A 16,817-nucleotide genomic window follows, 5' to 3' on the forward strand; every position below is an offset into this window, starting at 1 on the left:
ATGATCAGATCGTGATCGACACGCCGGCTCACGAAGGTGCTCGCAGGTGGCGGCGCCCAAGAGGCTCACCAAGGACTCGGGGCGCGACTTCTGTGGTTCTGTGCCGCCTGGTGCCCACGTGGTGACGGCCTCTCACCCTGGCACGGGAATCCCCCCGCGCTCGTCGGCGCAGGTCGTGGTGGAAGCGGGTCGAGGAGTGGCGGGCCCGCCCTGCGGTGGAGCGTTGCGACACCGAGTGCGGTGGTCCCCCGCGACGGCGTACACGGGCGTATCACCCGTGGATACACGAAGCACTTGACGTCTCCCCCGACCTGCGCGGCCACACTTGGCTCCACCCAACGTCGAACAAGCAGCATGTTCACGTACGGCGCCCCATCTCGTGATCACGGACACGCCGAGTGTCCGGAAAGGCGCGTGATGTGGCCGGGCGGCCACCTGTGAACAGATCGAGCCCATGACCGGTTTCCTTCCCCCGTCGACATCGGCTTCGGCCCGCAGGCTCGCCCACGGCTCGTGGGCGAGCCTGCGGTATCCGTCCTGTCGGATCAGTTCCCGCTACCGAGCGACAAGACGTGCCGGAAGACGCCGCGCGGATCCCACTCGGCCTTGATCGCGCGCAGGCGTGGGGCGTTGTCCTTGTAGTACAGGCTCTCCCAGGAGACGCCCGAGGTGTTCCACTCGGGGTCTGCCATGTCGGTGTCCGGGAAGTTGATGTAGCAGCCGTCGTGTTCGTCTCCCGGTACCGGAACGCCGCCGCTCTTGGCGTACAGATCGCGGAAGAGGCGACGCATCCAGTCCACGTTGGTCCCGTCGAGCTCCGCGTCCTGCCAGGTGTTCATGAAGAACGCCTGGATGACGGAGCCGCGCTGGGCGGAGGCGGTGGCGTCGCCGGCCACCGAGTTGATCCGGCCTCCGTAGGACTGCAGTGCCACCAGGCTGCTGTCGTTGCTGTGGTCGGCGCTGTCGAGGTAGTCGTAGAGCGTGTCGATCTGCTCGTCGGCGTAACCGCGGCGCAGGAACGCCGACTTGACCTTCTGCCGGCCGACCTCCGCGTCCTGGGACTGGGCGAGGGCCTTCTTGGCCTCGAGCCAGGGCAGGACCTCGGTGGGCAGAACGACCGGGAAGTCGCCGAGGCCGGCGGTGAGTTCCGTGACGTAGTCGCTCAACAGCTTCTCGGCATCCGGGCGGGTGGCATCCACATGGGCGAAGACCACGGCCCCCATGCCGGGGTCGCCCTCGCGCGGCCTGCCGAGCAGGACGAGGCCGGAGAAGAGGGAGGTGTACGGGGAGTCCGGCGAGCTGTTGTTCTCGTGCCAGCGGCCGAAGTTGCCGACCAGGGTGCGCAGGGCCGCCCGGTCCAGCGACTCCCGGTTGAACAGGACGGTGCCCGTCAGCACGGAGGCCGGGGGCTGGGGCAGGGCCTCGCGGGGATCGTCCCCCGTGGCGCCCGGGGAACGGAACCAGTAGCGGGTGATGACGCCGAAGTTGCCACCGCCACCACCGGTGTGGGCCCACCACAGGTCGTGGTGCGGGTCCTCGGGGTCGCGGGTGGCCACGACCGCGCGGACGTCGCCGGCGGCGTCGACCACGACGACCTCCACGGCCAGCAGATGGTCGGCCGCGAGGCCCTCGCTGCGACTCAGGGAGCCGAAGCCGCCGCCGACCACGTGACCGCCGAGTCCGACGGTCGCGCTGTCGCCCGCGGGGAGGGCCACGCCCCAGCCTTCGTACAGGGTCCGGTACAGGTCCGCCATCCGGACACCGGGTTCGACGGCGAACGCCCCCCGCTCGGGGTCGAAGGACACCTCGCGCATCTCGCCCAGGTCGATGACCACCTGCACGGCCGGGTCACCGACCACGTTCTCGTAGCCGTGACCGCCGCTGCGCACGGCGATCCGCTTCCCGTCCCGGACCGCGTCGCGCACCAGGCTCACGACCTGCTCGGTGGTGGTGACGACGTGGAACTCCTCCGGCCTGGCCCTGAAGCGCTTGTTGATACCGCGTACGGACAGGTCCTGGAAAGCCTCGTCGCCGGGGCGGGTCACGCCTACGGGGAGGGCGGTGTTCTCGGTCATGCCGTTCCTTACGTCGTGGTTGACAAGGAGGATCGAAAGAGGGGAGCCCGCCCCCCGCGCGCGGGGGATTCATCACGGGGGACGGGCCGTTCGACGGACGGCGGGCGAGCCCGTCGCCTTACTCGGCGGAGACGGCCGCGGTGCGGCGGGCCCCGCCCACCACAAGCACCGTCAGGATGGCGAGGACGGCGCCGATCCACAGCACGCTCGTGGTGGCGATGCCGTCGACGGCGAAGCCGCCGAAGAGCGCTCCGAGTGCGATGGACAGGTTGAACGTGGAGACGTACAGCGAGGAAGCGGCCTCGGTCGCGTCCGGTGCGGCGTCGAGGATCCAGGTCTGGAAGGTGACGGGCACCGCGCCGTAGCCCAGGCCCCACAGGATCAGGAGGGCGCCCGCGGTGACGGTGCCCGTGTCGACGAGCGCGAGAAGCACCATGGCGAGGGTGAGGACCAGGGAGAGGGCCACGACGGTCTGCCGCAGCCGCTTGGCGATGAGCGCTCCGGCGATGAAGTTGCCGCAGATGCCGGCGACGCCGAAGGTGAGCAGCAGCGCGCCGATCATGCTGTCGTCGATCCCGTCGTCCTGGAGGATGGGCCGGACGAACGTGTAGGCCAGGAAGTGGCCGGTGATCACGAGGAACGTGATGGCGATACCGACTCGTACACCCGCGTTGCCCTTGAAGACCTTCGGCAGGTCCTTGAACGTGATGGTCTGCTCGGCCGGCACCTTAGGCATCAGGAAGACCATGCAGGCCAGGGAGATCAGTCCGAGGATGCCCACGGCGGCGAACGCGGTACGCCAGTTGCTGAGGTCACCGATGATCGTCCCCGTGGGGACGCCCAGGACGGACGCGGTCTCCACGCCGCCGAAGATGACGGCGGTGGCCCGCGGGACGTGCTTCTCCGGCACCAGTCGCAGCGCTATGCCGCCGGCGATGGACCAGAAGCCGCCGACGCTGATGCCGATCAGGAAACGGGCGGCCAGGACGACCGCGAAGCTGGTCGCGAAGGCGGAGGCCAGGTTGGCCGCGCCCACCAGGCCGATCAGGACCGCCAGCACGATACGGCGGTCGATGCGCCCGGTGGCCACGGTGACCACGGGCGCCGAGACGGCGGCGACCAGACCGGGCACGGTCACCATCAGTCCCGCGGTGCCCTCGGAGACGTCCAGGGCGGAGCCGACCGGGGTGAGCAGACCCACGGGCAGCAGTTCGGAGGTCATCAGGGAGAAGATGCCCAGGGTCACCGCCAGGACGGCGAGCCAGCCCTTGACGGGCGAACGGCCGGTGGTGGCTGACACCGGTGTGTCGACGGTGGTCACGGCTTCATCAGCCCTTCGTCAGGAATGGGTCCATGGCATGCCACGGGCGGTGGCCCCGGTGGGTGTGCCACCGCCCGTGGCGTGGAACTGTCGGTTACTCGGTGCCGGGGGTCTTGCGCGTGGTGACGTTCATCCGGTTCCACGCGTTGACGGTGAAGATGAGCGCGATGAGCTGGGCGAGCTCCTTGTCCTCGAAGTGCTTCGCGGCCTCGTTGTAGACCTCGTCCGACACGCCCTGGGGCAGGAGGGTGACGGCCTCGGTCAGCGCCAGGGCGGCCCGCTCCTTTTCGGTGTAGAGGCTCGACTCCTCCCAGGCGGAGAGCTGGTAGATCCGCTCTTCCGTCTCGCCGGCCTTGCGGGCGTCGGAGGTGTGGTAGTCGATGCAGTACGCACAGTGGTTGATCTGGGAGGCGCGGATCTGCACCAGCTCCAGAAGGACCGGGTCGAGCCCCTCGCGGGCGGCGGTGTCGAGCGCCAGGACGGCCTTGAAGACCTTGGGGGCGACGGTGGAGAAGTTCATGCGCTGAGGTACCTGAAAGGTTGTCATGCCTCAAAGTTAAGAGGGGAAGCGGCCCAAGGTATGGTGCATTTCCATGGCAGAAACATGGGTCAATGTTCCGGAGCCCCAGACCGCCGAAGCCGACCCGGGCCCGGCCGCGGGAACCGACCTCCACCTGGAACTCTCCGGGGAGGGAAGCCTGCGCAGCCAGCTCATGCACGCCCTGCGGGAGGCCATCCGCTCCGGCCGGCTCACCCCCGGTACCCGGCTGCCCCCCTACCGCAGCCTCGCCCACGATCTGGGCATCGCCCGCAACACCGTCGCCGACGCCTACGCCGAACTCGTCGAGGAGGGCTGGCTCTCCGCCCGTCAGGGCTCCGGCACCCAGGTCGCCCAGCGCGCCACACCGTTCCATCCGCACCAGGCGCGGCGCCCGCAGCGCCGGACCCACCGCCGCATCCTGCACGACCTGATGCCCAGCTCGCCCGACGCGGCCGCCTTCCCGCGTGCCGCATGGCTGACCTCCGCGCGCCGGGCCATCGCCGCGGCCCCCAACGACGCCTTCGGCGTGGGCGATCCGCGCGGCAGGGCGGAGCTTCGCGAGACGCTCACGGAGTATCTGGCGCGCGCCAGGGGTGTGCGCGCCGATCCGGACCGGATCGTGCTCTGCTCCGGCTTCGCCCACGCGCTGCGGCTGCTGGGCAGCGTGCTGAAAGGCGCCGTCGCGGTGGAGTCCTACGGATTGGACTTCCACCGAAGCCTGCTCGAAAGCGAGGGGATGCGCACCGTCCCGCTGACGGTCGACTCGCACGGGGCCCGGATCGACGAACTGCCGGACACCGGCGCCAAGGCCGTCCTGCTCACGCCCGCGCACCAGTTCCCCACCGGCGGCCCGCTGCATCCCGAACGCCGGGCGGCGGTCATCGACTGGGCCCGCTCCTTCGGCGGGCTTGTCGTGGAGGACGACTACGACGGCGAGTTCCGCTACGACCGGCAGCCGGTCGGCGCGGTACAGGGCCTCGACCCCGACCGGGTCGTCTACATCGGCTCGATCAGCAAGAGCCTGTCACCGGCGCTGCGGCTCGGCTGGATGGTGCTGCCGGGATGGCTCGTCGACGACATCCTCGCCGCCAAGGGGCCCCGGGAGATGTGGTCGGGCGTCGTCGACCAGCTCACGCTGGCCGACTTCATCGCCTGCGGCGCCTACGACCGGCACCTGCGCCGCATGCGGCAGCACTACCGGCGCCGCCGCGACCTGCTGGCGAGCACGCTCGCCGAACGCGCCCCGCACATCAGGGTCAGCGGCATCGCGGCCGGACTCCACGCCGTACTGGAACTGCCCGGGAACACCGAGGAGGCAGCGCTGCGCGCGGCGCGGCGGCAGGGGCTGGCCCTGGACGGGCTGCGCCCCTACCGCCACCCCGACAGCACGATGCCACCGCGCGACGGCCTGGTCATCGGCTACGGCACACCCCCGGACCATGCCTTCGCGGCGGCCCTGGACGCGTTGTGCCTGGCACTGCCCGATCAGCCGCAGGGCGACCGGTGACAGACACATGACGGGCCGGTACGGAAGGGAGCCTGGTCCGGGGACCCGGGCGTGACGGCGCCCCGGGTCCGAACGGGCAGCGCCGTTGCGGACCCGGGGCGACGGGGCCGTCGTCAGGCGCCGCCTGCTCGTCGGCTCGCCGGGACGTCGTGGACGCGCTCGCCTCAGCGGGCGCCCGGGATGAGCTGGAAGCCGAGTTCGGCCTCCAGCCGGTCCAGGTCTCCGGCGTGACCATGGGCAGCGATGTGGCCGTCCGGGCGGATCAGGTAGTAGCCGGGGCGACGGCAGATCCCCTGCCGCTCGGCCGCCCCGGATCCCCGCCACAGGACCCGCAGTTGCGGCCACCGGGCCGCGATGTGCCCCGTCTCGGTGACCCATCGGGCATCCTCGGCGGGTGGCCGCAGCAGCAGCGTCCACGCCGTCGGGTCCGCGTCCGGGCCAGCTGTGCCGAGCGCCAGGGCCGCTTCGCGCGGGAACACTGCGCCCGGCCCCGGCGCCCCCGGAAGCCGGCCACGCATCCGGCAGCGCCGGCTGGACGGATGCTGGGTGTCCCGCTCGGGGGCGTAGGCGAGCCGCCGTCCGGCCATGACCGGCGCGTACAGCCGGGCCGCGGCACTGGAGCGATCCAGCAGCGTGAACGCCGTGTCGCGCACGGCCGCGCGCCGTGGTGTGCGCGCGGTCAGGGCACGGGTGTGCAGATCGGTGTCCCGGACGATTCGACGGGTGACCTCGGTACGCTCCGTGCCGTAGGTGTCCAGCAAGGAGACCGGAGAGCGGCCCTGGAGCACGGCGGCCAGCTTCCAGGCGATGTTCTGGGCGTCCTGCAGACCGTTGTTCATGCCCTGCCCGCCCGCCGGGCTGTGAATGTGCGCGGCGTCCCCGGCCAGGAAGACCCTGCCGCGCCGGAATTCGCCGGCCCGGCGCGCGTGCACCCGGAAGACGGTCTCCCAGACCGGCTGCGTGATCCGCACCCCTCGGGGGCCGTACGTGTCGATGATCTCCTGCATGCCCTCGCGGGACAGGGTGCCGCCGCCGGGCATGAGGGACAGGAAGCGGAACACTCCGTCGGGCTGGGGCACGACCACCAGGGTTCCGCTGAGGGTCTGGTAGTAGGCGATCTCGTCCGGTGGGAGATGGCCGTCGATGTGTGTGTCGATCAGCGCGAACGCCATCTCGTACGTGGTGCCCTCGAAGCCGATGCCCAGCTGGCCCCGCACCGCGCTGCCGGCGCCGTCGGCGCCGATGACGAACGGCACGCGGAACCGTTCCACCGCCCCGTCGCCGTGCTCCAGGACGGCGGTGACCGTGCCACCGGGCTCGATCCTCCCGGAGAAGTCCACGCCGTCCAGGCACAACAGCCGTACCCCGCGTTCGACCTTCCCGCCCAACGCGTGCAGGCGCTCGGTCAGGATCCGCTCCGTCTCGTACTGCGGGAGCTGCCGGGCCGCCAGATCCTCGGTGAACGTCAGGGACGCGACCGGTCTGCGGTCCGAGAAGTAACGGAACGCGTGGACGGGGACGGACAAGCGCCGCACCTCCTCACCCACGCCCAGGTCCGTGAGAATGTCCCGCACCCGCGGCCACAGCGACAGGGCCTTGGGCACGTTGGTGGGCTCCATTGCGCGGTCGACGATCCTGACGCGGACGCCGCGGCGCAGCAGCTCGCACGCGGCGAGCAGTCCGGTGGGGCCGCCTCCGACGATCAGAACGTCGGCGTCGCCGGCAGTCACCTGTGTTCCTCCTCCCTGCCGCCGGCCGTACGTGCTCAGGCCGACTGTTCGGCGGCGCGGCGGCGCAGCCGGGCCGCGAGCTCGATCCGCTGCACCTTCATCGTGGCGGTGCGCGGCAGCTCCGAGAGCTTCATCTGCACGGGGTCCGCCAACTGCGGCCACTCCACGGTCGCCTTGTCCCAGCGCGCCCGGTCCAGCGGCAGGTCGTCACGGGTGCACAGCACCGGTACGGCCTCCTGGTCCGGCCCGGGGACGACCACCAGCTCGGTCAGCTCGTCCAGTCGGCTCAGCACCGTGTCCTCGATCTCCAGGGTGGAGGCGATGCCCGGGATGGAGTCCACCTCGCGGTCCAGCAGGTGCAGGCAGCCCTCCTCGGTGCGGTACCCGAGGTCCATACCGCGCCACCAGCCGCCGTGCACCTGGGCGTCGTAGCGCTCGCGCTCACCGAAGTACCCCAGCGCCCGGCCGGCGGCCTGCACGTCGATGTAGCCGGGGTTCTCCCGGGTCACCTCCTTGCCGTTGCGGCTCACCAGCTTGAACTTGGTGTCGCCCGGGAAGGCGTAGCCCTGGCAACGGCCGTCGGCGCCCAGTGCCGTCCTGCGGGTGAAGCCGCGGCCGACCAGCGGACCGGTCTCGCTCTGCCCGTAGATCTGGTAGAAGAGCGGCGAGCTGCGCTCGGTGGCGTGCAGCAGTTTGTGCATGGTGCTCGGGTGGATGGCGTCGAACGTGGTGCTGAAGTACTTCACGTTGGCCAGCGGCTTGAGCGGGTGGTCGGCCAGTACCTCCCACTCCATGAAGGAGTTGGGGTGGGACTCGATGAAGCCCGGCCGGGTCTCGGCCCACAACTCGGCCGCCTTCTGCGGGTCCGCGTCGTTCATGATGACCATCCGGTTGCCCCTGGGGAGCAGCACGGCCAGCGCCAGCGGCATCCGCGAGTGCACGTAGGACACGTGCATCGCCACGGTCTCCCGCTCGCGGATCATGTCGAAGAGCTTGGCCTGCGGACGGTAACGGCCGTGCAGGGTACGGGCCGAGTGGACCACCAGCTTGGGCAGACCCGTCGTGCCGGACGTGTGCGTCATGAGCGCCGGCAGGTCCGGGTGCGCCACGACGGGCTCCTGCCGGGGCGCACCGGCGAGGTCCGCCAGCGACACGGCGCCGGGACGCGACCCGGCGACGATGATCACCTTGCTGGTGATCTCGTCCAGCGGGGCGTCGGCGAAGGGGCCGTCCCACTTCGCCGTGTCGGTGATGAGGTACGGGCCGCCCAGCCGCCTGAGCAGCGCGACGACGCTTTCCGCATCCAGTGCGGGCGAGAGCTGCACCGGAACCGCGCCGATTCGGGAAACGGCGCAGGAAAGGATGTTGATGTCGAATCCGTTGGATTTGTGGATGGCGACGTGTTCGCTGCGGCGTATGCCCGCCGCGTACAGCCGGGCCGCCATGTCGTCGATGTGCTCGGCCAGTTGGGCGAAGGTCATCTGCCGCCCGGATTCCGGGAGCAGCTCCAGGTCATGGTCGAGGATGATGAGCTGGTCGCCGTGTTCGGCTGCGGCCCGCTCGGCCACGAGGCCCATGTAGAGACCCTTGTCGCTGGCCTGGACAGGAAGCATAGGTGTAGCCCCTCAGGTCGTTTTCCGAAGCAGCAGTCGAGGTACTGGAAAGACATTTTCAGGAATTGCGGACGGGAAAAGAAGACCGCTTCTCCTTATCCGTCACATCGCCGCCGAAGATTCCTTTTCCGTCAGGTCGCCGGCGCCCAGGAAACCGGCCAGCAGCGAGCCGGCGATACGGACCCCCTCCTGGGTGAGGACCGATTCCGCGTGGAACTGCACGGACGCGAAGTGCGGACCGCGCAGGGCGTGCACCTCACCGGTCTCCACATCGCGGCTCACCTCGACCACGCCGACCCCGGCGCACTCCCGCTTGTCCTCGGCGCTGCGGGCGGCGAAGGTGTTGTAGAAGCCGACGCGTTCCCGGGCGCCGAACAGATCGATCTCCCGCTGCGTGCCCTGGTTGGGAACCGGCCGGCGGACGAGCGGGAAGCCCAGCTCGCACGACAGCACCTGATGGCTGAGGCAGACCGCGAGGAACGGCCGCCGCTCGTCGAGCAGCCGACGGACCGCATCGCGCAGGTGTGCGATCTTGGGGTGCGAGGTGTCGCGCGGGTCGCCGGGGCCGGGCCCCATGACGACCAGGTCGTACCCGTCGAAGGAGTAGGGATCGTCGAAGCGGCGGACCGTCACGGAAAGGCCCATCGCCCGCAGCTGATGACCGATCATCGAGGTGAAGGTGTCCTCGGCGTCCACGACCAGCACCCGGCACCCGGACAGCGCGGGCTCGGGCCGGGACCGCGCCGCCTCGTCGGCCAGCCAGAACTCGGCGATCTTGTCGTTGCGGCGGGCCAGCGCCGACCGTACGTCGGGATGGTCCGCGAAGCGGGTGGCCCCGTCCGTGCGCAGGGCGTCGATCAGTCCCGAGGCCTTCGCGCGGGTCTCGGCGACCTCCGACGCCGGGTCGGAGTGACGCACCAGCGTGGCGCCGACCCCGATCCGCACCCGGCCGTCGGCGTCGATGTCGGCGGTGCGGATGAGAATGGCCGAGTCCAGCTCCCGGGCGCCGTGCTCGTCCCGGCCGATGAGTGCGACCGCGCCGCTGTAGTAGCCGCGCCCCTCGGGCTCGTAGCGGCTGATGACCCGGGCCGCGCTCTCGAGCGGACTGCCGGTCACGGTCGGGGCGAACATGGTCTCGCGCAGGATCTCCCGGGGGTCGCGCGCGGTGCGGCCCTCGATGAAGTACTCGGTGTGCGCGAGTCGTGCCATCTCCTTCAGGTACGGGCCGGTGACCCGTCCGCCGCCCTCGCAGATCCGCGCCATCATCTTGAGTTCTTCGTCGACGACCATGTAGAGCTCGTCGGCCTCCTTGCGGTCCGCGAGGAAGGCCATCACCTCCGGCAGGGTCGGGCCCGAGGCGGGGTAGCGGTACGTACCGCTGATGGGGTTCATCACGGCCGTTCCCCCACGGACACTGATGTGCCGCTCCGGGGTGGCGCCGACGAACGTGCGGTCGCCGGTGTGGATGACGAAGGTCCAGTACCCGCCCGACTCCTGTTCCAGCAGCCGCCGGAAGAGGGTGAGGGCGCTGCGGGGGCCGTAGTCGGTGATCTGGGTGATGAACGACCGCTTGATGACGAAGTTGGCGCCCACCCCCTGGCCGATCTCGTCGGTGATGACGCGGCGCACCACGTCGGCGTACGCCTCGTCGTCCACGTCGAACCGGCCGCCGTTCAGCCGGATCGGCCGGTCGCCGATCCGGCTCACCGCCTCGGTGAGCGACACCTTCTCCTGCTCGGCGACCCTGAGCGCGATCAGCGGGGATCCGTCGTCGGGGGCGGCGAAGCCTCGCTCGGCGATCTGCCGGTAGGGCATGACGACCAGGGTGTCGTGCCGGCCCGAAGGCCCGGCCGGGGCGTCGGCCGCCTCGGGCAGCGGCACATCGGCGAGTGCGGTCGGCGTGGACACCTCACCGACCAGGACGTCCACCACACCGGGCCCGGCCGCCTCGGGACGGTACAGCACGGCGAACGGCCGCGGCTGCGGCCCGAGGATCTCGGAGAGCAGATCGGGAGCCTGTGGTGCCCTGCTGGAGCCGGTCATACGAATGTCTCCTTGGCGGTGGTGAGCACGGCGCAACGCCGGGCGGCGTACTCCAGAGCCATCCGGTGGTCGTCGTGGGAGAAGTCGGCGACGGCGTCGGCGACCAGGAAGGTCTCGATGTCGTGGCTGAACGACTCGACGGTCGTGGCCAGTACGCCGATGTGCGCGTACACGCCGCAGACGACGAGCTGGTCCCGCCCCTGGGCGCGCATGCGGGCGAGCAGGTCGGTGTTGAAGAAGGCGCTGTAACGCCACTTGGTGAGGATCCAGTCGCCCGGCCGCGGGGCGATCGGTTCGACGACCTCCCGGTCGGCGGGGGCTGCCCGCATGCCCGGCCCCCAGAAGTCCTTCAGCAGGCCCCGCTGCGCCTGCGTCATGCCGCCGGGCTGGGCCGTGTAGGCCACCGGCACGTCCAGTTCGGCGCACCGCTCCCGCAGCATCGTGGCGTTGTCCACCAGTTGGGTGCGCAGCGGGGCGGGCAGGGGGGCCAGGAAGTAGCGCTGCATGTCGTGGACGAGCAGCACCGCGCGCGCCGGGTCTACGGCCCACTGGGCGGTGTTGGCGGGCAGTTCCCCGGCTGTCGGCATCGGATAGGGCTCGATGGTCGGGATACCGGCCATGGCGTCCTCTCGGTGATCCGGTGGTGATCTGGTGGTGTCGTGGTCAGCTGCCCAGAGAGGCGCCGCCGTCGACGGTGAGGCTGTGCAGCGTGATGTGCGACGCCTGGCCGGAGAGCAGGAAGGCGACGGCATCGGCGATGTCGGCCGGCGATGCGATCTTCGCCAGGGGAATGCCGACTTTGAACGCCTCCGGCCGGCCCTCGATCGTGTTGCGCGGGCCCGACTCGTCGTCCCACATGGAGCTCAGCATCGGCGTGTCGGTGGACCCCGGCGCCACGACGTTGCAGCGGATGCCGTACCGGGCGACCTCCAGGCCGAGGCTCTTGGTGAACATCGTCGCCGCGGCCTTGGACGCGGCGTAGGCGGCCATCTCCGTCCGTGGTGTTCCGGCCGCGTTGGACGCGACGGTGACCACGCTGCCGCGTCTGCGCTGCTTCATGCGTCGCACGACGGCACGCGAGAAGTGGAAGACGCCGGTCGCGTTCACCGCGAACGTGGCGTTCCAGTCTTCGTCGCTGAGGCCGACGGCCTCACCGAGGCGCAGCACGCCGGCGGCGTTGACGAGGTGCTCCACGGGGCCGAGGTCCCGTTCGACCGCCGCGACCGTGCGCTCCACGTCGTCGCTGCGCGTGACGTCCGCGGGGTAGGCGGTGATCTCCAGCCCTTCCGCGGTGAGCTTGCCGACCACCTGGTCGAGCAGTTCCGCGTCCCGGTCGACGGCGGCCACGACGGCCCCGCGCTCCGCCAGCGCGCTGACCACGGCGCTGCCGATGCCTCCGGCCGCGCCGGTAACGAGGGCGATGGTGTTGTCCATGTCTTCCCGAGCCTCCATCCATGCAGTGCGGACAGTGCTGTGCGACCGGTCCCGCCCGTGCGGTCACCGGGGCTTGGGGCTAGGTCACAGGCTCCAGGCCGAGACCACGGAGACGGCCTGGCCCGGATTGAGCCGCGGGTCGCAGAAGGTGGTGTAGTGCGATCCGGCGCAGTCGGTGGCGGACTCGTCCGCGACGCACTCGGTGACGGCGTGGGGGGTGGTCTCCAGGTGGAGGCCCCCGGCGATGCCGCCCGCGGACGTCACGGCACGGTGGAACGCCACGACCTCGCGCTCGACGGTCTCCACGAATCGGGTCTTGACGCCGTCACGGGTCTTGACGGTGTTGCCGTGCATGGGGTCGGTCAGCCAGATCACGGGATGCCCCGCCTCCCGGACCGCCGTCACCAGGGGCGGCAGGGCGTCGGCGACGGCGTCGGCGCCCATGCGGGCGATCAGGGTGAGCCGGCCCGGTTCGCGGTTCGGGTCGAGCCGTTCGCACAGGGCGAGCAGTTCGTCGACGGCCATCCGCGGCCCCACCTTGCTGGCGACCGGGTTGTCCACCTCGGCGAGCAGCGCGACGTGCGCGCCGTCCACCTCCCGGGTGCGTTCGCCGACCCACGGCCAGTGCGTGGACGTCAGCAGCAACCGGCCGCCCTCGTCGCGGCGCAGCATGGGCACCTCGTAGTCGAGGAGCAGCGCCTCATGGCTCGTCCACACCGGCGGGTCGATGCCGAAGCGGGCGGATCCGCCGGGCTGCCAGCCCAGGTGTCCCATCACATCGCGGGCGGACATGTACCCGGTGAGCAGCCGCAGCGGGTCCGGGCGCCTGCTGTCCGGGTCCGGTTCGGGGCTGTTGACCATGTGACCGCGGTAGACGGGCAGTTCGACGCCGTCGACCATCTCGGTCGGCTGCGAGCGCGGCTTGGCGTACTGGCCGGCGATCCGGCCCACCCGCAGCACGGGCTTGCGGGTGATCAGCCGCATGGCCCCGGCCAGCAGATCAAGGACGGCGGCCTTGCGGGCCACGTGCTCGGCGGTGCACTCGGCCGGGTCCTCCGCGCAGTCGCCGGCCTGGATCACATGGGCCTGGCCCGCGGCGACCTGGGCGAGCAGCGACTTGAACCGGCGTATGTCGTCGCCGGCCACCAGCGGACTGCGGGCGGCCAGCTCCTTCCTGACCCGCTCGACTTGCGAGGGGTCCTCCCAGTCCGGCTGATGCAGCGCGGCTTTCAGCCGGATGTCGAGCAGGGTGTTCTCCACGGTGCCTCCGAGAAGACGGGCACGGCCGGCCGTGCGGGGCGCGCCGTGCGATGGGGGGTGGGCCTGCGGCGGCCCACCGACTCGTGGGGGAGAAACGGACCGGGCGCGGGCCGGGTGTGGCCGGGCGGCGACGAACGCGGCCGCCCGGCTGCGCACAGTCCCGGGCGAGAGCGGGCAGTGCCCCCGCCGAACCCCTCCCGCACGCGTCGGGTCAGGCGGTCTGCAGTCCCCGGCGGAGCGCCGCGGTGATCTCCACGGTGCGGCGGGCCTGGTACTCGATGGCCGCCAGATTGTCCTCGTCGACGTTGGCGGCAGCGTTGCGCGAGACGCTGCTCACGCCGTACGGGTTGCCGTTGGTGGGGGCCAGCTGGATCGGGTCGGCCACGCCGGGCGGGACGATGATCGCGCCCCAGTGGTAGAAGGCGTTGTTGAGGGCCAGGATCGTGCTCTCCTGGCCACCGTGCAGCGTCGCGGTGGACGTGAAGGAGGACATCACCTTGTTGACCAGTCCACGCCGTGAATGCAGCGGCAGGGTCAGGTCGATGAACTGCTTGAGCGAGGCGGCGGGCAGTCCGTAACGCCCGGGCGTACCCCAGAGCACCGCGTCGGCCCACTCCAGATCCTCCAGGGCGGCCTCGGGGATGTCCTGGACGGACTCCAGGTGCTCGGCCCACACCCTGTTCCAGCTGTCGTTGCCCGGGACGATGGTCTCGGACGTCAGTTCGGCAGTCCTGCGCAGCCGTACTTCAGCGCCCGCCTTCTCGGCCGCCGCGGCGGCCGCGACGGCGAGCTTGTGCACGTTTCCCTGAGAGGAGTAGTAGATGACGGCGACGTTGGTCATGTTCAGGGATCCCTCTCGGCGATCGGCTCGGATGGCCCCGATCCTGTGCGGGAGCGCACCCCGCGGCCAACGTCCGCCGGGACCATCCGTCAACTGGCCGGACCAGTCCGTCAGGTCCGCCTCCCGGGTCCGTCAGGTCCGCCCCGGTGCGAGGCCGCGACCTGACGGAACCTTTCCCTGACGCCTCGCCACCGCCGTCGCGGGGCGGCCGGATGCGCCGGGGCACGAGTCCGCCAGGTCCACCCCAGGGCGGGGCCGCGACCTGACGAAACCCTTCCACAACCCCTCGCCACCACCCCCGCGAGACCAACCGGAAGCACCAGGGCACGGATCCGCCAGGTCCACCCCAAGGCGGCGCCCCAACCTGACGAAACCCCTCCCCAACCCCTCGCCACCACCCCCGCGAAGCCAACCGGAAGCACCAGGGCACGGATCCGCCAGGTCCACCCCAAGGCGGCGCCCCAACCTGACGAAACCCCTCCCCAACCCCTCGCCACCACCCCCGCGAGACCAACCGGAAGCACCAGGGCACGGATCCGCCAGGTCCACCCCAAGGCGGCGCCCCAACCTGACGAAACCCCTCCCCAACCCCTCGCCACCACCCCCGCGAAGCCAACCGGAAGCACCAGGGCACGGATCCGCCAGGTCCACCCCAAGGCGGCGCCCCAACCTGACGAAACCCCTCCCCAACCCCTCGCCACCACCCCGCGAGACCAACCGGAAGCACCAGGGCACGGATCCGCCAGGTCCACCCCAAGGCGGCGCCCCAACCTGACGAAACCCCTCCCCAACCCCTCGCCACCACCCCGCGAAGCCAACCGGAAGCACCAGGGCACGGATCCGCCAGGTCCACCCCAAGGCGGCGCCCCAACCTGACGAAACCCCTCCCCAACCCCTCGCCACCACCCCCGCGAGACCAACCGGAAGCACCAGGGCACGGATCCGCCAGGTCCACCCCAAGGCGGCGCCCCAACCTGACGAAACCCCTCCCCAACCCCTCGCCACCACCCCCGCGAGACCAACCGGAAGCACCAGGGCACGGATCCGCCAGGTCCGCCCCAGGGCGGGGCCGTGACCTGACGAAACCTTTCCCCGACGCCTCGCACATCGTCCTCGCGGGGCAGGCCGGATGCGCCGGTCCGGGGTGAGCGCGGAGGCCGGAGGCCGGAGGTGCCGGCGGCCTTCCGGTCAGCCGACGCCGCTCAGCAACGGCGGTTGCGCCCTGTCGCTGAGCATGGCGATGGCATGGGCTACGGAGGCGAGCGTGGCATGGCGGTGCCATCCGGTGAACGACCGTCCCGAGAAGTCCCGGATGCCGACCCGGTCGGCGACCTCGGTGAGGTCCCGCTCCACCCGGCGGGCGAGAGCGGCCAGCCGGAGCAGTTCACCGACGCTCAGCGACGTCAGGTCGGTCAGCCACAGCTCCGCGGGCCAGTGACCGCGTTGCGCCACCCCCATCAGCAGCAGCGTGTCGTCGGACCGCCCCGCCCGGCGTGCGGTGGAGGACAGGGCGACCCGAATGGTGACCACCGTTCTGGGCGACAAGAGCTCCTCGCCCGGCCGCCGCATGTGCCAGACCATCGACATGATCTGCTCCGCCGTCATGCTGACGCCCCGCCGCGGGAACGCGGGCTCCTCCACCGTCAGCCGCAGGGTGCCGCCGACCCGCAGCATCATCGGGGTGTGCGCGGCACGCAAGCGCCCGACGACCGCGGCCACGTCCGTCTCCTGCGCGTCCATCACCACCGGCCTGAGCGGCAAGCGGGAGTTCTTGATCAGTTCCTGGTACGCCTTGACCGAGCACTGGCCCAGGCTCTCGGGAATCTCGTTCTCGGGTATGGATGCCTGACGGCGCTGACGCCGGTCCGCCAGCCATCTGTGGGTCAGCTGAAGCCGCCAGTTCAGCGGGCTGCTCCAGTCCGGCGCGGCGCCCCACACACCCACCGCCTGCTGTGCGTTGACCACCTGCCCGAGCGCCGGCACGAAGCGCCGTTCCACGCCCACGGACGTCTCCCCGGCCTTGGGAATGATCAAGGGATGGACGACGTACGCCTGAGGCTGCGCGACGCGCTCCACGTGCTGTGCCAGGGCCCGGCGCACCGGTGTCCAGTCCCAGGTGGAGCTGACGATGAAGTGGTGGAGGCTCTGCTCGGTGGCGTCGCCGCCGAAGAGTGCTGCGATGTTGCGGATGGACTTACGCCCGTTGGCCTCGAGCAGACCCCGCAGATAGGTCATGCCCTTGGTGCGCTGATCGCGGCGTGGCATCGAGGAGAACAGCACCGGCCCCAGTTCCGACAGCAGTGCGTCGTGAGTTCTGATGTGCGATGGGTTTCCCGTCGTGGCCTGTCCCGATTCTTCGAGGATGGTGCGGTCGCCGTGATCGAGCTGCAGGATCGTGCGTGACATGCGGTTCCCCCTCGGCCGATTGCGGCCCTTTCAGGCCTGGCGGTGC

The 16,817-nt window shown here is 70.8% G+C and carries 12 protein-coding genes; 1 reads left to right on the top strand and 11 read right to left on the bottom strand.

Annotation, left to right across the window (positions count from 1 at the left end; translation table 11 throughout):
- Window positions 1-545: 545 nt before the first annotated feature.
- From PV963_RS16080 to PV963_RS16090, 3 genes are all read right to left on the bottom strand, one after another.
- Window positions 546-2,075 carry an FAD-binding oxidoreductase gene (locus tag PV963_RS16080; RefSeq protein ID WP_274816416.1) on the bottom strand — a complete coding sequence of 510 codons (1,530 nt, stop codon included), beginning with the start codon at window positions 2,073-2,075 and terminating at the stop codon, window positions 546-548.
- 118 nt (window positions 2,076-2,193) lie between these two features.
- Window positions 2,194-3,396 carry an MFS transporter gene (locus PV963_RS16085; RefSeq protein ID WP_274816417.1) on the bottom strand — a complete coding sequence of 401 codons (1,203 nt, stop codon included), beginning with the start codon at window positions 3,394-3,396 and terminating at the stop codon, window positions 2,194-2,196.
- 94 nt (window positions 3,397-3,490) lie between these two features.
- Entirely contained in the window at window positions 3,491-3,943 is a 453-nt protein-coding gene (locus tag PV963_RS16090) for a carboxymuconolactone decarboxylase family protein (protein ID WP_274816418.1), read from the bottom strand.
- A gap of 46 nt (window positions 3,944-3,989) precedes the next feature.
- Between PV963_RS16090 and PV963_RS16095 the strand changes: the two genes are divergently transcribed.
- Window positions 3,990-5,444 carry a PLP-dependent aminotransferase family protein gene (locus PV963_RS16095; protein WP_342456382.1) on the top strand — a complete coding sequence of 485 codons (1,455 nt, stop codon included), beginning with the start codon at window positions 3,990-3,992 and terminating at the stop codon, window positions 5,442-5,444.
- A 164-nt stretch (window positions 5,445-5,608) separates the two neighbouring features.
- On the opposite strand, the gene PV963_RS16100 is transcribed toward PV963_RS16095, so the two are convergent.
- From PV963_RS16100 to PV963_RS16135, 8 genes are all read right to left on the bottom strand, one after another.
- Window positions 5,609-7,174, bottom strand: a complete 1,566-nt coding sequence (locus PV963_RS16100) for an FAD-dependent monooxygenase (protein ID WP_274816419.1) — start codon at window positions 7,172-7,174, stop codon at window positions 5,609-5,611.
- A gap of 35 nt (window positions 7,175-7,209) precedes the next feature.
- Complete coding sequence (locus PV963_RS16105; protein ID WP_274816420.1) at window positions 7,210-8,787, bottom strand: class I adenylate-forming enzyme family protein; 1,578 nt, start codon at window positions 8,785-8,787, stop codon at window positions 7,210-7,212.
- Between the two features lie 102 nt (window positions 8,788-8,889).
- On the bottom strand, window positions 8,890-10,830 hold the full coding sequence (locus PV963_RS16110; RefSeq protein ID WP_274816421.1) for an anthranilate synthase family protein: 1,941 nt from the start codon (window positions 10,828-10,830) through the stop codon (window positions 8,890-8,892).
- A complete protein-coding gene (locus PV963_RS16115; RefSeq protein WP_274816422.1) occupies window positions 10,827-11,450 on the bottom strand; it encodes an isochorismatase family protein in 624 nt (207 codons plus the stop codon). The genes PV963_RS16110 and PV963_RS16115 overlap by 4 nt, the downstream gene beginning before the upstream one ends.
- Before the next feature lie 43 nt (window positions 11,451-11,493).
- On the bottom strand, window positions 11,494-12,264 hold the full coding sequence (locus PV963_RS16120) for a 2,3-dihydro-2,3-dihydroxybenzoate dehydrogenase (RefSeq protein WP_274816423.1): 771 nt from the start codon (window positions 12,262-12,264) through the stop codon (window positions 11,494-11,496).
- Between the two features lie 84 nt (window positions 12,265-12,348).
- Entirely contained in the window at window positions 12,349-13,524 is a 1,176-nt protein-coding gene (locus PV963_RS16125; protein WP_274816424.1) for a 3-deoxy-7-phosphoheptulonate synthase, read from the bottom strand.
- A 211-nt stretch (window positions 13,525-13,735) separates the two neighbouring features.
- Window positions 13,736-14,365: an NAD(P)H-dependent oxidoreductase gene (locus PV963_RS16130; protein ID WP_274816425.1), complete on the bottom strand. Its 630-nt coding sequence runs from the start codon at window positions 14,363-14,365 to the stop codon at window positions 13,736-13,738.
- Between the two features lie 1,188 nt (window positions 14,366-15,553).
- Entirely contained in the window at window positions 15,554-16,771 is a 1,218-nt protein-coding gene (locus PV963_RS16135; RefSeq protein ID WP_274816426.1) for an IS701 family transposase, read from the bottom strand.
- Window positions 16,772-16,817: the final 46 nt, after the last annotated feature.

The organism is Streptomyces coeruleorubidus (assembly GCF_028885415.1).
In the GTDB taxonomy this organism is placed as follows: Bacteria; Actinomycetota; Actinomycetes; order Streptomycetales; family Streptomycetaceae; genus Streptomyces; species Streptomyces coeruleorubidus_A.

What these genes read in the sequence shown, in the direction of transcription:
- PV963_RS16080 (WP_274816416.1), bottom strand. Translation starts at nt 2,075, where the DNA reads ATGACCGAGAACACCGCCCTCCCCGTAGGCGTGACCCGCCCCGGCGAC.
- PV963_RS16090 (WP_274816418.1), bottom strand. Translation starts at nt 3,943, where the DNA reads ATGACAACCTTTCAGGTACCTCAGCGCATGAACTTCTCCACCGTCGCC.
- PV963_RS16095 (WP_342456382.1), top strand. Translation starts at nt 3,990, where the DNA reads ATGGCAGAAACATGGGTCAATGTTCCGGAGCCCCAGACCGCCGAAGCC.
- PV963_RS16105 (WP_274816420.1), bottom strand. Translation starts at nt 8,787, where the DNA reads ATGCTTCCTGTCCAGGCCAGCGACAAGGGTCTCTACATGGGCCTCGTG.
- PV963_RS16110 (WP_274816421.1), bottom strand. Translation starts at nt 10,830, where the DNA reads ATGACCGGCTCCAGCAGGGCACCACAGGCTCCCGATCTGCTCTCCGAG.
- PV963_RS16115 (WP_274816422.1), bottom strand. Translation starts at nt 11,450, where the DNA reads ATGGCCGGTATCCCGACCATCGAGCCCTATCCGATGCCGACAGCCGGG.
- PV963_RS16120 (WP_274816423.1), bottom strand. Translation starts at nt 12,264, where the DNA reads ATGGACAACACCATCGCCCTCGTTACCGGCGCGGCCGGAGGCATCGGC.
- PV963_RS16130 (WP_274816425.1), bottom strand. Translation starts at nt 14,365, where the DNA reads ATGACCAACGTCGCCGTCATCTACTACTCCTCTCAGGGAAACGTGCAC.
- PV963_RS16135 (WP_274816426.1), bottom strand. Translation starts at nt 16,771, where the DNA reads ATGTCACGCACGATCCTGCAGCTCGATCACGGCGACCGCACCATCCTC.